The organism is Giesbergeria giesbergeri (genome assembly GCF_054779375.1).
This window is the reverse complement of record NZ_BAAGYJ010000001.1, coordinates 756,877-771,336: the sequence shown is the minus strand read 5'-3', so window position 1 is coordinate 771,336 and position 14,460 is coordinate 756,877. Positions and strand designations below refer to the sequence as shown.

At 59.0% G+C, this 14,460-nt stretch carries 13 protein-coding genes and 2 pseudogenes; 11 read left to right on the top strand and 4 right to left on the bottom strand.

The features are described from left to right. From paaC to ACYVB2_RS03485, 3 genes are read left to right on the top strand one after another with little or no spacing between them, the layout of a single operon-like run. A complete protein-coding gene (gene paaC / locus ACYVB2_RS03495) occupies positions 1–783 on the top strand; it encodes a 1,2-phenylacetyl-CoA epoxidase subunit PaaC (RefSeq protein ID WP_382428983.1) in 783 nt (260 codons plus the stop codon). A gap of 5 nt (positions 784–788) precedes the next feature. Further along, positions 789–1,325, top strand: coding sequence for a 1,2-phenylacetyl-CoA epoxidase subunit PaaD (paaD, locus tag ACYVB2_RS03490; RefSeq protein WP_382428985.1), 537 nt, complete (start codon positions 789–791; stop codon positions 1,323–1,325). A gap of 33 nt (positions 1,326–1,358) precedes the next feature. Further along, complete coding sequence (locus ACYVB2_RS03485; protein WP_382428987.1) at positions 1,359–2,447, top strand: 2Fe-2S iron-sulfur cluster-binding protein; 1,089 nt, start codon at positions 1,359–1,361, stop codon at positions 2,445–2,447. 51 nt (positions 2,448–2,498) lie between these two features. On the opposite strand, the gene ACYVB2_RS03480 is transcribed toward ACYVB2_RS03485, so the two are convergent. Next, on the bottom strand, positions 2,499–2,645 hold the full coding sequence (locus ACYVB2_RS03480) for a DUF2256 domain-containing protein (RefSeq protein WP_382428989.1): 147 nt from the start codon (positions 2,643–2,645) through the stop codon (positions 2,499–2,501). Next, positions 2,623–3,588: a MerR family transcriptional regulator gene (locus ACYVB2_RS03475; RefSeq protein WP_382428991.1), complete on the bottom strand. Its 966-nt coding sequence runs from the start codon at positions 3,586–3,588 to the stop codon at positions 2,623–2,625. The genes ACYVB2_RS03480 and ACYVB2_RS03475 overlap by 23 nt, the downstream gene beginning before the upstream one ends. 91 nt (positions 3,589–3,679) lie before the next feature. Here ACYVB2_RS03475 and ACYVB2_RS03470 point away from each other — a divergent pair, with 91 nt between their 5' ends. Then, the gene (locus tag ACYVB2_RS03470; RefSeq protein ID WP_382428993.1) at positions 3,680–5,314 is read left to right on the top strand and encodes a methyl-accepting chemotaxis protein; all 1,635 of its coding nucleotides are present in this window, start codon (positions 3,680–3,682) and stop codon (positions 5,312–5,314) included. Between the two features lie 21 nt (positions 5,315–5,335). On the opposite strand, the gene ACYVB2_RS03465 is transcribed toward ACYVB2_RS03470, so the two are convergent. Next, a complete protein-coding gene (locus ACYVB2_RS03465) occupies positions 5,336–5,725 on the bottom strand; it encodes a PepSY domain-containing protein (RefSeq protein WP_382428995.1) in 390 nt (129 codons plus the stop codon). 47 nt (positions 5,726–5,772) lie between these two features. Then, positions 5,773–7,155, bottom strand: coding sequence for a signal recognition particle protein (ffh, locus tag ACYVB2_RS03460; protein WP_382428997.1), 1,383 nt, complete (start codon positions 7,153–7,155; stop codon positions 5,773–5,775). A 103-nt stretch (positions 7,156–7,258) separates the two neighbouring features. On the opposite strand from ffh, the gene ACYVB2_RS03455 reads away from it, so the two are divergent. The 7 genes and pseudogenes from ACYVB2_RS03455 to ACYVB2_RS03425 all read left to right on the top strand — a co-directional run. Beyond that, positions 7,259–8,056, top strand: a complete 798-nt coding sequence (locus ACYVB2_RS03455; RefSeq protein ID WP_382428999.1) for a cytochrome C assembly family protein — start codon at positions 7,259–7,261, stop codon at positions 8,054–8,056. Next, positions 8,053–8,304, top strand: coding sequence for a PP0621 family protein (locus tag ACYVB2_RS03450; RefSeq protein WP_382429001.1), 252 nt, complete (start codon positions 8,053–8,055; stop codon positions 8,302–8,304). Before ACYVB2_RS03455 ends, ACYVB2_RS03450 begins: the two co-directional genes overlap by 4 nt. Next, entirely contained in the window at positions 8,291–10,018 is a 1,728-nt protein-coding gene (locus ACYVB2_RS03445) for a two-component system sensor histidine kinase NtrB (protein WP_460535274.1), read from the top strand. The genes ACYVB2_RS03450 and ACYVB2_RS03445 overlap by 14 nt, the downstream gene beginning before the upstream one ends. 14 nt (positions 10,019–10,032) lie before the next feature. Then, a complete protein-coding gene (locus ACYVB2_RS03440; protein WP_382429005.1) occupies positions 10,033–11,538 on the top strand; it encodes a sigma-54-dependent transcriptional regulator in 1,506 nt (501 codons plus the stop codon). Further along, complete coding sequence (ampD, locus tag ACYVB2_RS03435; RefSeq protein WP_382429007.1) at positions 11,504–12,112, top strand: 1,6-anhydro-N-acetylmuramyl-L-alanine amidase AmpD; 609 nt, start codon at positions 11,504–11,506, stop codon at positions 12,110–12,112. Before ACYVB2_RS03440 ends, ampD begins: the two co-directional genes overlap by 35 nt. Before the next feature lie 191 nt (positions 12,113–12,303). Beyond that, positions 12,304–13,587, top strand: a pseudogene (locus ACYVB2_RS03430) (ribonucleotide reductase N-terminal alpha domain-containing protein); the annotation flags it as partial. A gap of 117 nt (positions 13,588–13,704) precedes the next feature. Then, positions 13,705–14,457, top strand: a pseudogene (locus ACYVB2_RS03425) (LAGLIDADG family homing endonuclease); the annotation flags it as partial. Positions 14,458–14,460: the final 3 nt, after the last annotated feature.

The window sequence follows — 14,460 nt, the reverse complement described above, 5'->3', positions numbered from 1 at the left end:
ATGAGCGCAACCGCCAACTACCTGTTGCACTTGGCCGACAACGCCGTGGTGCTGGGCCAGCGCAACGCCGAATGGTGTGGCCACGGCCCCGTGATCGAAGAAGACATTGCACTGGCCAACGTCAGCCTCGACCTGATTGGTCAGGCGCGTCTGTTGTACCAGCAAGCGGCTGTGGTCTTGGGTGGCGATGCCACCGAAGACAAGCTGGCCTACTTTCGCGATGTGCCCGACTTCCGCAACTACACCTTGTTAGAGCTGCCGCACCGCAGCGCCTTGGTGGGTTATGCCAAGTCCGACATGGACTATGGCACCACCATCGTGCGCAACTTCCTCTACAGTGCCCTGATGGTGCTGGTGTGGGAAGCCTTGCAACAGTCCAAAGATGAGCAATTGGCGGCGATTGCTGCCAAATCGCTCAAAGAGGTGCGCTACCACCTGCGCCACTCGCGCGATTGGTTGATCCGTCTGGGCGATGGCACGGACGAATCGCATGCTCGGGTGCAAGCGGCGCTGGACCACTTGATGCCTTACACCGAGGAGTTCTGGACAAACAGCAGCATTGAAGACGCTGCTGTGGCCGCCGGTGTGGGTGTGAACGTGGCCGGTTTGCGCACACAGTGGGATGCCTTGGTGAACGATGCTTTGGCTGAGGCCACCTTGGTGCGCCCCCAATTTGAAGGCTACATCACCCAAGGCAAACACGGCCTGCATTCGGAGCATCTGGGCTTCTTGCTCACCGAGATGCAAAGTCTGGCCCGCGCCCATCCTAACGCTACCTGGTAAACACCATGAACACCGTTGTCGCTCCTGCGGATGCCATACAGGCGGCCTGGGCTGCCCTAGAAACCTTGGCTGACCCGGAAATTCCGGTGGTGTCGTTGCGTGAACTGGGCATTCTGCGCGATGTGCGCCAGGGCGCCAACGGGCTGGAGGTGGTCATTACCCCCACCTACAGCGGTTGTCCAGCGATGGGCCAGATTGAGGACGATGTGAATGCCACCCTGCAAGCCGCTGGCTTGCAGGCCAAGGTGATCACGCAACTTGCCCCCGCTTGGACGACCGACTGGATGACCGAGATTGCCAAAGAAAAGCTGCGCGCCTACGGTATCGCCCCTCCCGGCCAGCACTGCGCCAAAGGCCGCGAGGCAGGCGAGAGCGTGCTGCGCTTTGTGCGCGGCGCTGCCGAGCCCGAGCCAGCGGTGCCCTGTCCGCACTGTGGCTCCAGCCATACCGTTGAGTCTTCGCATTTTGGCTCTACGGCGTGCAAGGCGCTGTACAAATGCCTAGATTGCCAAGAACCCTTCGATTACTTTAAGCCGTATTAACGGCTTATCAACGCCATTACCGGAAACGCCAGCATGTCTGCTCCCCATTTCCATGAACTCAAGGTCAAGCGCGTCAGCCCGGAAGCGGCTGGTGCGGTGGCCATCACTTTTGACATCCCGGCCAATCTGCGCGAAACCTTCGCTTTTGAGCCGGGCCAATTTCTGACGCTGCGCGCCACCATCAACGGCCAAGATGTGCGCCGCAACTACTCCATCAGCAGCCCCCGCAGCCGCCTGACCCGCCAAGGCGAAATCGAAGTGGGTATCCGTGCAGTAGAAAACGGTCTGTTCTCTAATTGGGCCACCACTGAGGTCAAGGCCGGTGACGCACTGAGTGTGATGCCGCCGGATGGCCGTTTTGTGGTGAAAAAACAGCGTGCCCTGCACCGCGTGGGTTTTGCCGGTGGCTCGGGTATTACCCCGATTTTGTCGATTGCTGCCACCACGCTGGAAGAGCAGCCCGAGTCCAAGTTCACGCTGGTCTATGGCAACCGCAACATGGCCACCGTCATGTTTAACGAAGCCCTGCAAGATCTGAAAGATCGTTTTGCCGGTCGCTTCACCATGATCCACATTCTGTCCAGCCAAGCCCAAGAAGTGGACTTGCTGCAAGGCCTGATCGATGGTGATAAGGTGCGCGCCCTGATCGCTGCCTTCCTGCCCGTTAAGAGCATGGACGAAGTGTTCATCTGCGGCCCTGAGCCTATGATGGATGCGGTCGAAAAAACGTTGGTGGAAGCGGGTGTGCCTGCCAACCGGGTCTACAGCGAGCGTTTTAGTGCAGGTGCGCCAGCGGGCGCGCAGGTGGTGAGCATTGATGCCCCCAAGGCTTCGGCTGCGCGCACGGTGCAACTGACCATTGTGGTCGATGGCACAGAACACCACATGACCATGGCCTCGACTGAGCGGGTGCTGGATGTGGGGTTGGACGCCGGTCTGGATTTGTCGTTCTCGTGCAAAGCCGGCGTGTGCTGCACCTGCCGTGCCAAGGTGCTGTGTGGTTCGGTCACGATGGACAAAAACTACACCTTAGAAGCCGATGAAATCGCCCAAGGTTTTGTCTTGAGTTGCCAAGCACGCCCCACTAGCGAACAGGTGACGATTAGCTTTGACGAGCGTTAAGACCACCCCGTTGCAGTAGCATGCAAAAGAACCGGCTGGAGGCCGGTTTTTTCATTTTTGCACTGTGCGGCGACGGCAACGTTCCGAGCAGTATTTCACTTGCTGCCAATCGCGTGCCCACTTTTTGCGCCAAGTAAAAGGCAAGCCACAACACAGGCAGATTTTGTGTGGCAACTCAGATTTTTTTCGCATGCTCATGTGGAGGAGGTTGCTGTAGCCGGTGCCAAGGGGGGAGACATTCGGCCCGCCATTGCGCCAAGCGAGACAGGGGCTCTTCCAAGCCGGGGAGCACCCAATAATCTTGGTTGCTGCGCTGGTTGGCAACGCCATTACCCCCCACCCAGAGTTCTACGGTGGGGGGCAGTAGCTGCCGCAGCGTTTGGAGTGTATTGGTCAGTTGCCTTTTTGGAAAAGTGCTAGAGAACGACAGCGCCACGATGTCGGCTTGGTGGGCCTGCACTGCCCGGCTGATTTCGGCCAGAGGTGTTTGCGTGCCCAACGGAATACAAGTGGCCCCTTCCAAGGCCAATAGGCTCTCCACCATTAACAAGCCCAAGGCGTGTTGTTCTTCGGGCACTGTGGTCAACACAATGCGTGGGCGGCTGGTGGGCCTAGGTAAGTTGGCAATGGCTTGGCGTAGCAAACGTTGCGTCAACTCGGTAAATAGGTGCTCCTCAAAAATTGCCAAACACCCAGATGCCCAAGCCTCGCCCACCTCTTGGGCCAACGGAGCCACCGTGTGCTGGACAAAATGCATCAAACCTTGGCGGGCCAGCCGCTGCTGCATGGCGTGTTGGTAGCCTGCCACATCGTGTTGTTGGATGGGGCTGAGCAGTTCAGTGAGTGCATGGTGGGCCTCAGAGGACTGTGCATTTTCTGTGTACCGCAAGGGCTGCTTGAGCGCCCATTGAGCCAAGGTGTCATCCGAGGCAGCCATCAATTTGCCGGGCCGATGTCCTTGGTCTATCAGACGTTTTATCAGGCGCAGACGTTCGAGTTGCTGTGCAGGGTAGAGCCGTTCCCCGTTGGCATCGCGGTCGGGCACCGGAAAACCATAGCGGCGCTCCCAGATGCGCAGAACATCTTTTGACAGCCCCGTCTCGCGCTCGATGGTGGCGATGTTAAAGCTTGGGGTGTTCATTTTGTCTAGTACAAATATAGAAGAGTTGGTTGACGTAGTAAATTTTGCTGACTACATTATGAATAAATAATTTATTTGTCTAGGACAAATCATGAAAAATCTCAAAGTCGCTACCCGTTTGTCCTTCGGCTTTGGCCTCATCAGCCTGGTGTTGATAGTGATCATTGGTTACGGGTTGATGCAGCAAAAAGCGGCCAACGACGATTTTTCTTTCGTCATCAGTGATCGTTGGCCCAAGGTCTCTCAGTCGATTGACATCCTGAACGAAACCAACAACATTGCGATCGCCTTGCGCAATCTGTTGCTCAACGACGATGCAGCAGATCGTCAACGGCAGATAGACAGCGTTTATGCCTCGCGCAAGCTGATTGCCGCCAGTGTTGACCACTTGGAAAAAACGATTGTTTTGCCCAAAGGCAAAGAGCTTTTGCGGCAAGTGTTGGATGGTCGAGAGCAGTATGTGGCCGGGCAGGAAAACCTGATGGCTTTGGTCAAGGCGGGCAAAGACGATGAGGCCAAGGTCTATTTGGCTCACCAGTTGCGCCCCGTTCTGCTTCGCTATAAGGCCGCTGTGCAGCAGTTGATCCAATTTGAAGCAGAGTTGATGACAAGCGATGCTCAGAGGTCAGACGATGCTTTTCACACGACCAGAGTTGTGATGATCGGCTTGGGCTTGTTCTCTGTTTGGATGACGGTGGCAATTGCCCTGCTGATTATTCGCAATTTGACGAAGGAATTGGGAGGCGAGCCCCGAGAGGCCGCTGCATTGGCGCAGGCCATCGCTCAGGGTGATTTGGGGTATGACATTCGCCTCCAGCCGGGCGACCGTACCAGCCTGATGGCACAGATGAAGACGATGCAAGACAACCTGATTCGGGTGGTGTCCTCGGTGCGCCAAGGGGCCGATGCAGTGTCTAGCGCCAGTGCCGAAATTGCCAACGGCAACCACGATTTGTCTGTCCGTACTGAGTGCCAGGCCAGCGCATTGCAAGAGACCGCCGCTTCTATGGAGGAACTGGGCTCTACAGTCACACACAATGCTGACCATGCGCGACGGGCCAACGACTTGGCGCAAAACGCCTCTAGCGTCGCACTGCAAGGGGGGCAGGTGGTGGCACAGGTGGTCGATACCATGCGCGAGATTAACCACGGCAGCAAGAAAATTGCCGACATCATCAGTGTGATTGATGGCATTGCGTTCCAAACCAACATTCTGGCGCTCAATGCCGCAGTAGAAGCAGCACGGGCAGGTGACCAAGGGCGTGGCTTTGCAGTGGTGGCGGGCGAGGTGCGTTCTTTGGCTGGCCGTTCTGCACAAGCCGCCCGAGAGATCAAGGCGCTGATCACTGCCAGTGTGGCACAGGTGGAGCAGGGCACGGCGTTGGTCGATCAGGCGGGTGCCACCATGCAGGAGATCGTGGGTAGCATTCAGCGTGTGACGGACTTTGTCGGCCAGATCAGTGCGGCCAGCGTTGAGCAAAGCACTGGTGTGGCACAGGTAGGGCAAGCCGTCATCGAGATGGATCAGGCCACCCAGCAAAATGCAGCTCTGGTTGAGGAGATGGCCGCCGCCGCATCGGGTTTGAAGTTACAAGCGCAGGAGCTGGTGCAAACGGTGGCGGTATTCAAACTCCACCACAAGCCGGGGGGGAGTGCGGTTGTAAACCATCACCACACCACAGCGGCCCACTGGGCGCCGCTGCGGCCCGCCTTGGCTGCTGCTTGAAAAAGACCATCCCTAGTGCCGTCAACGACTGCGCTGCTCTGACGCAGAGCCCGGCTTGGTGGGCACTGGTGGCGGCAGTCGTGTGGTGCGTACGGCTTCGCCGGTGATGGGGTGCAGGTAGCTTTCTACCACGCCCCCTTGGGCATCGACTGCATAAAACTCGTGGCAGTTGCCACGGGAGACTTTGTATTTGACCAACACGTAGTCTTGTGCCCGAAAGCGTTCGCGCGCTTGCGCCTCTGAGATCCATTGCGCCCGTGGGGCATTGGTGCAGAACACTTTTTCTTGGGGGGCGCTGGCCTGTGCCGGTGCTGCTGCCAACATGGTGCAGCAGCACAGCGCCAGCAACAAGGCGTTGCGGCGTGGGTGTCTTGCCAGGGGATAGAACGAGGCCAAGAGATGGTGTTTCATGGCACCCACTGTAGGGTTGTTCACTGAATGCTGGCTTAAGACTGGGCTTAAAACGGCATCTTGGGCATCCCTCCCAAGCCGCCCATGCCCTTCATGCCGCCGAGCTTTTTCATCATCTTCATCAGGCCGCCGCCTTTCATCTTCTTCATCATGGCCTGCATTTGCTCAAACTCTTTGAGCAGACGGTTGACTTCTTGTACCTGCACTCCTGCGCCGTTGGCAATGCGTTTTTTGCGCGTAGCCTTGATAAGTTCGGGCTTGCGCCGCTCCATGGGCGTCATGCTTTGGATGATGCCTTCTTTGCGCTTGATTTCTTTTTCGGCCTTGTCCATATCCACAGCACCAGCCTGAGCGGTGAGCTGTGCGGGCAGCTTGTCCATCAGACTCGAGAGGCCGCCCATCTGCTTCATCTGTTGGAGCTGGCCCAAGAAGTCGTTCAGATCAAAACCGTCGCCACTTTTGACTTTGGCGGCCAGCTTTTGTGCGGCCTCCATATCCACCCCTGCAGCTACCTGTTCCACCAGTGCCACGATGTCGCCCATGCCCAACACACGCCCGGCGTGGCGCTCGGCATCAAATACTTCTAGGCCGTCAATTTTTTCACTGACACCGGCAAACTTGATGGGGGCTCCGGTGATTTGGCGCACTGACAGTGCCGCACCACCGCGCGAGTCACCATCGAGTTTGGTCAGCACAATGCCTGTGAGCGGCAATGCCTCTTTGAAGGCTTTGGCCGTATTGATCGCATCTTGGCCCTGCATGGCATCCACCACAAACAGGGTCTCAATTGGATGGAGTGCTGTGTGCAACTGCTGGATTTCTAGCATCAGTGCTTCGTCAATGGCCAAACGCCCAGCGGTATCCACCAACAGCACATCAAAGTAGTGCTTTTTGGCGTAGTCGAGCGCCGCGTGGGCGATGTCCAGCGGCTTTTGATCGGGAGAGCTTGGAAACCATTCGGCACCAGCCTGTTTGGTCACGGTTTTAAGCTGCTCAATCGCAGCGGGCCGGTACACGTCGCCCGAGACGGTCAGCACTTTTTTCTTGCGCTTTTCGATCAGGTGCTTGGCTAGTTTGGCGGTGGTGGTGGTTTTACCCGCCCCTTGCAAACCGGCCATCAAAATCACGGCAGGGGGTTGCGCATTGAGGTTGATGTCGGAGACACCCTCGCCCATCGTGGCGGCCAGCTCGCGGTTGACGATGCCCACCAAGGCTTGCCCCGGCTTGAGTGAGCCGAGCACTTCTTGGCCTAAGGCTTTTTCCTTGACGCGGGCGATAAAGTCGCGCACCACAGGCAGGGCCACATCGGCCTCTAGCAGGGCCATGCGCACTTCGCGCAGCATGTCTTGCACATTGGATTCGGTGATGCGGGCCTGACCGCGCATCTCCTTGACGAGGCGCGAGAGTTTGTCGGTAAGGGCGGAGGCCATAGAGCGGTATTCCGGGGATGAAGGAAGAAGCGCCCGGTGCCAGGACGGCGGCGGACGGTGGTGCCAGGGCTGCGGGCAGCGGGCGAAAGGTAAACTGTGACCCATGATTTTACCCAGCGTATCCCCGGCCTTGTGGCTGCTTGGATTGGTGGCCGCCGCAGCCTATGCGGTACCTGCGGCAGCGCCCGCGCGCTGGCAGGCGGCGGCAGCCCGTATGGCGTTGGCGTTGGCATGGTGTGCCCATGCTGCGGTGCTGGTCTGGGGCATGTTGGGGGCAGTGCCCCGCTTTGGCTTTGGCCCGGCCTTGTCTACAACGGGTTGGCTGGTGCTGACTGTCTATGCGGTCGAGCGCCAATGGTTTCCGCAGTTGCAGGCACGTTGGGCGCTGGCTTTGCTGGGGGCTCTGGCGGTGTTGCTGGCGCTGCTGTTTCCGGGCCAGCCTTTGCCCATGACGGCCTCCGCTTGGTTGCCTTTGCATTTGGCTTTGGGCATTGCGTGTTATGGGTTGTTGGCGGCTGCAGTCGTCCACGCCGCCTTGATGGTGCGGGCCGAGCGACAGATTCGTTTAGGGCTAGACGCCCATAGCGGCCTGCCACTGCTCACTTTGGAGCGGCTCACTTTCCGTTTTGTGGCGGCTGGCTTTGTGCTGCTCACGGCCACTTTGTTGGCCGGCGTGTTGTTTGCTGAGGCGCTGTATGGCCGTACCTGGCGTTGGGATCACAAAGCGGTGTTCTCGGTGCTGTCGTGGTTGACGTTGGCGGCCTTGTTGTTGGGCCGGGCGCGTTTTGGCTGGCGTGGACGCAGTGCCGTGCGTATGCTGTATGCCGGTACGTCTTTGTTGTTGCTGGCTTATGCGGGTTCGCGCTTTGTCCTGGAAGTGGTTTTGGGGCGTGGCGCATGAAATACTTGGTGCTGTTGATCGTGCTGGTGTTGGCCTATGGCTGGTGGCGTAGTGGGCGGCGGGCACAAATGCGCCAGGGCACGGCCCCCCGGCAGCCCCCCCAGACTGCGCAGCAGACGCCCGCTTCTGCCTTAGACATGGTGCCTTGTGCCCACTGTGGCTTGCATGTGCCGCGCAATGAGGCCTTGGCCCAAGGCACACGGTACTACTGCTGTCTTGAGCACCAGCAACACCATGCCCGCCCGTAGCATCATTCCCGATACCCGCCCTCCGTTTTCTCCTGCTCCTGAAGACCGCCCTTTTTTGCGTTTGTGGCATGGTTTTTTGACAGGACGGGTGATGGTGGCGCTGGCGTTGTTGCTGTTGCAGGCCATTGGGCAGGTGTTCAGTCAGCACGTTGATCCGTGGATGCTGGCGGTGCCACTGGTGTATTTGGTGGCTACTTTGCTGCTGCGGGTGCTAGCCCGCCATACACCGCCCGCGCCACAGGCAGGGCCACAGTGGTTGCCATCGATAGGGGTCGATTTGTTGGCAGTGGGGCTGTTGCAATGGCTGCACACTGGTGGCATGAACTTCACCGCACTGTTGGGGCTGCCCATTTTGATGGCGGCGGTGTTGGGCACCTTGATGTTGGCTTGGGGGACTACCGCAGCCGCCACCTTGCTGCTGTTGGGTTGGGCTTGGTGGTTGGGGGAGCAAAGTGGCAGCGACCCGGCCCCACGTTATTTGCAAGCGGCCCTGACGGGCACGGGCTATTTCATCGTGGCGTTTCTGGTGCATCAGCTCTCTACGCGTCTGGTGCGTGAAAGTCAGGTAGCGCAACACAACCGGCGTGCAGCACAAATGCAACGCCAAGTCAGTACGTTGGTGATCGAAAACCTCAACGATGGCGTCTTGGTGGTGGATGAGGACAACATTGTGCGCATGGCCAACCCGGCGGCACTGCGGCTGCTCAACCATGCACCGGCTCTGCTGCCCCCGTTCTCGTTGCTACAGGAGGCAGCTTGGCAGCCACTGTGCATGTTGGCCCAGCGCACGTTTGGCCAAGGGCTGGCCCAAACTGCCGATGCGACGCTGCTCTCACCGGGGCACAGTCCGGTGGGGTTGCATGTGCGCTGCTGGCTCACGCCCCTGCATTCGGCCAGCCAAGATTGGGAAGAGGAGCGCCTGTGTGTGATGTTTTTGCACGACCTGCGCGAACTCGAGGCCCGCCTGCGCACCGAAAAGCTGGCAGCAATGGGGCGCATGTCGGCAGCAGTCGCCCATGAAATTCGCAACCCCTTGGCGGCTATCGTGCAGGCCAATGCCCTGTTGGATGAGGAGTTGCACGATCCTGTGCAAAAGCGTTTGGCACAGATGGTGCAACAAAACGCCGAGCGTCTGGCCCGCATTGCCGAAGATGTGTTGGATATTGCCCGTGTGCAAAGCCAGATTGCCTATGCTCCGCCAGCCACGTTGGCGCTAGACGATGTGGTGGCCCAGATCTGGCGTGACTGGCAAGGGCACGACCCGGCGCGGCGTGTGGCGGTAGTGGCTTTGCAGGCCGATAACGCCCCCGTGGAGTTTGATGCCGAACACCTGCGCCGCGTGCTGGTTAATTTGTTGGACAATGCGCTGCGCTACATGAGTTTGGCACCCGATGCCCTACAACTGCTCACCCGCAGCAATACGGCAGGCCAAGTCAGTTTGCAAGTCTGGAGTGATGGGGTCAGACTGGATCAGTCGGTCGAGCGCCATTTGTTCGAGCCATTTTTCTCCTCTGAGAGCCGCTCTAGTGGCTTGGGTTTGTACATCTGCCGTGAGTTGTGCGAGCGCCACGGGGCGTCGATCAGCTACCAACGCTTGCAGCGCCCTACTGCGCGCGGCATGATCGAAGGCAACGCCTTCACGGTCAATTTTCGCAAGGCTGCCCGCAAAGAGCGGGCCATTTCCCTGCTGTTCGATAACTCACCTGTCGTTTGAAGGCTCCTACCACCATGAACGCTCCTGCTGCCTCCATTCTGGTTGTTGACGACGAGCCTGATCTGCGCACCCTGTACGAGCTGACGCTCCTGCGTGCAGGCTACCGCGTGGAAACGGCAGCCACCGTACAGGAGGCCCGGCAGCAGTTGCAGGCAGTGCGCTTTGATGTAGTGATTACTGATATGCGCTTGCCCGATGGCTTTGGCATGGAGCTATTGCAAGATCTGCGCGAACAGCAGCGGCGCGAACGCTGTGTCGTGATGACAGCCTATGGCTCGGCTGAAAACGCCGTAGAAGCTCTGCGTTGTGGTGCCTTTGACTACTTGACCAAACCAGTCGATCTCAAGCAGTTTCGTTCGGTGGTGGCTTCGGCGGTACAGGGCACTGGCGGTGTGCCGCCCCCGCGCAGCAGTCCAAAGGCGCTGGAGGGGCGTGCCAGCGGTGTGCCCGCATGGACGGAAGAAACCCACATGGCGTTGGAGCGGTTGGTAGGCGAGTCCGAAGCCATGCGCAACGTGAAGCAGCGGGTGCTCAAAGTCGCCCGCAGCATGGCGCCGGTATTGGTGCGTGGCGAGTCTGGCACCGGCAAAGAGTTGGTTGCTCAGGCTTTGCATGCCAGCAGCCAGCGTGCGGGTGGGCCGTTGGTGGCCGTCAATTGTGGTGCCATCCCCGAAAACCTGCTAGAAGCCGAATTCTTTGGCGCCCGCAAAGGCTCCTACACGGGGGCGACGCAAGATCGTCCTGGTTATTTTCAGGCGGCCCAAGGCGGTACGCTGTTTTTGGATGAGATTGGTGATTTGCCTTTGCCAATGCAGTCCAAGCTGTTGCGGGCCATTCAAGAGCGTAGTGTTCGTCCCTTGGGGTGTACTCAGGAGGAGACGGTCGATGTACGCATCGTCAGTGCCACACACCGTGACTTGGCTGCCGACGTGCAGGCAGGACGCTTTCGCCAAGATTTGTATTACCGGCTGAATGTGATCGAAATCGTCATTCCCCCGTTGCGTGAGCGCCGCGAAGACTTGCCTGCCCTGTGCCACACCTTGTTGGCGCGCATTGCGCAAGAGTCTGGGGTGGCGGTGCCCGCATTGACGCCCGAGGCGCTGGCTGCGCTGGCCCGGCATCCCCTGACGGGCAACGTCCGCGAGCTGGAAAACCTGTTGCACCGTGCTGTGGCACTGAGCGATGGTGAATGCCTACAAGTAGAAGAGGCATTAGAGATGGCCCCCACGGGTTCTGTGCCCACTGCTGCTTTGTGGGGCCAGGCCATGACCGCCGTTCCCAGCCTTCCGGTGTTGGGCAGCAGTTTGCCCAACGATCTGCAAGCGTGGCTAGACCAGCAGGAGCGTGATATTTTGGTGCGCGCCTTGCATGAAGTGCATTTCAATCGCACCGCTGCTGCCGCCCGGTTGGGAATCAGCCTGCGCCAGATCCGTTACCGTATTGCCCGCTTGAACATTACTGCACCACACGATGCCGAACCACCCGATGCCCTCTCCTGTGCCGACAGTACCCAGCCTTGATGGTGTGTGGCAGGGGGGCTGGCATCGGGGGGCCGTGCATCGGGCATCGCCCAACTTTGGCCCACGCCCAGCCGGGGCCGTGGTTGACTTGATTGTGGTGCACTCCATCAGTTTGCCGCCAGGCCAGTATGGTGGTGGTGCGGTGGCGGCTTTGTTTACCAATCAGCTGGATTGGGATGCACATCCCTACTATCAGAGCATTCGTGGGTTGGAAGTGTCGGCGCATTTTTTCATTCGGCGTGATGGTGCCCTGTGGCAGTTTGTAGATGTGGGCGCGCGGGCCTGGCATGCCGGGGTTTCGTGCTATCGGGGACGGTCGCAATGCAACGACGATTCGGTGGGCATTGAACTGGAAGGGCTGGAAGGCGATAGCTTTACCCCAGCGCAGTACGCCACGCTGGTGCAACTCTGTGCTGATCTGGCCCAGCACTATCCCACCATTGCCCATATTGCCGGCCATGAGCACATTGCACCGGGGCGCAAACGCGACCCTGGCCCGGGCTTTGACTGGGTGCAGTTGCAGCGGCAACTGGCGTGGGGTAGCGCCTGTTTTCCGCAGTCTGCCCAAGGCTGAAGCTACCCCGATAGCGGTAGGGGTGGTGGCGGTCGGATACACTATACCTAGTGCAAACGGATCGGCCCATACACCATAGGTAGTGGGTCTGGTGTTGCCGCACCTGTTCTTTTGCTTCTCTTTTTTGTGCATCGGGCGCCTCCCTTCCAGTGGCGCCCGATGCCTTTTATACCGTTCGAGTCAAGGACGCCATGCCCATCGATACCTCCACCTCTACCTCCACACCATCCGTTTTTGCTGGCCTGGACTTCTCCCGCTACCAAATTCAGCGGCGCAGTGGCGATGTGGTGCCTTTTGCCCCCGCCAAAATTGCGGTGGCTGTCACCAAGGCCTTTTTGGCTGTGGCGGGCACCCAAGGCGATGCTTCGGCAAGCCTGCGCGAGTTGGTGGCGACTTTGACGGAAAAAGTGGTTCATGCCTTGTTGCGCTCTCGTCCTGAGGGCGGCATATTCCATATCGACGATGTGCGCGATCAGGTGGAACTGCAATTGCTGCGCCTTGACCACCAAGAGGTGGCCCATGCCTATGTGCTCTACCGTGAGCGCCGGGCCCAAGAGCAGGCTGCCGCCGAGGCCCAAGCCGCCACGCACGCTGCACCCGCCCCATTGCAGGTATGGGAGGGTGGTGTGCTGGTGGATTTGGACATGGAGCGTTTGCATCGCCTGATCACCGGGGCATGTGCTGGCTTGGGGGCCGAGGTGCGGGCCGAACCCATCGTGCAAGAAACGCTACGCAATCTCTACGATGGCGTGCCTATTGACGAGGTTTATAAGGCGGGCATTTTGGCTGCCCGCACGTTGATCGAACAAAACCCCGATTACACCTATGCCACCGCCCGTTTGCTGTTGCACACCATTGCACGGGAGGTATTGGGCCGGGAAGTCGACCTTGCCGACATGGCATCGGCGTATGCAGATTATTTCCCGGGCTTTATCCAACAAGGCGTAGATCACCAGTTGCTCAACCCCGAGTTGCTCCAATTTGACCTGCCCCGGCTGGCGGCGGCCTTGCAACCAGCACGCGATTTGCAGTTTGACTATCTGGGCCTGCAAACCCTGTACGACCGCTACTTTTTGCATGTACGCAAACAACGCATTGAGCTGCCACAAGCCTTTTTTATGCGTGTAGCGATGGGCTTGGCCTTACAAGAAAGCGACCGCGAAGCCCGTGCCATCGAGTTCTACGAGGTGCTGTCGCGCTTTGACTTCATGAGCAGCACGCCCACGCTGTTCAACAGCGGCACACTGCGCTCGCAATTGTCCAGTTGCTACCTGACCACGGTGCCCGACGATTTGGGTGGTATCTATGAATCCATCAAAGAAAACGCCCTACTGAGCAAGTTTGCCGGTGGCTTAGGCAACGACTGGACGCGCGTGCGCGCGCTGGGCAGCCACATCCAAGGCACCAATGGAGAATCGCAGGGCGTAGTGCCGTTTTTGAAGGTGGTGAACGATACCGCCGTCGCGGTGAACCAGTGTTTTGCCCCCGATACCTTGGTCTATACCGCTACCGGGCCACGCCCGATCCGCGACATTCAGCGCGGCGACTTGGTGTTGGGCCACAGCGGCCAATACCGTGAAGTGACACAGCGCATGGTCTATAACCAGACCGACCCTATGGTGGCGATAGAGGTCAAACACGCTATCGAACCACTGGAAGTGACGGACGCCCATCCCTTTTGGGCCATTCAAGGCGTGCCCTTGGGGCAAGCCAACGCCCGTACCGAGGCTTGGCTGGACAAGGGAAAAGTGGCTGCTCGCTGGGTAGAGTCAGGCCAGTTGCAGACGGGGGATTACATTGGTTTTGCCATCCCCACCGAAGTGGTGGCCGTGCCCGGTTTGAGCGAAGACGATGCACGGTTGTATGGCATTTTGTTGGGCGATGGGCATCTGTCCAAACAGGGGCAGCAATGGAGCGTGTCGGGCAACCCCCAGCGCGATGCACATTTGGCCTTTGTGCGCAGTTATCTGGAGGCCCGTGGCTTCCATTACTGGGAAACGTCCCGTGGCAGCACCTATGTGCAAATCCACTGGGCAGCAGGCCAAGGCGCGTTGCGCGATGGCACCACTGGGCGCATCGTGGGGGCTGGCGCGCCCACCTTGCCGTTTGCCTATGACGATCTGTACGATGCCCAGCACCAAAAGCGCATTGCACCGCGCCTAAGCCATCTGCCCACCATCCAAACGCTGGCGCTGTTGCACGGCTTGTTGGAAACCGATGGCTGCGTTTCGCGTGGCAAAGAGTTGAGCTTTACCTCGGCTTCTGAGCCACTGGCCTACGGCGTGCGCTACCAGTTGCTGCGCTTGGGTGTGCCCGTTTCCGGCCAAAAGCGCACCCGCCAGCATAAC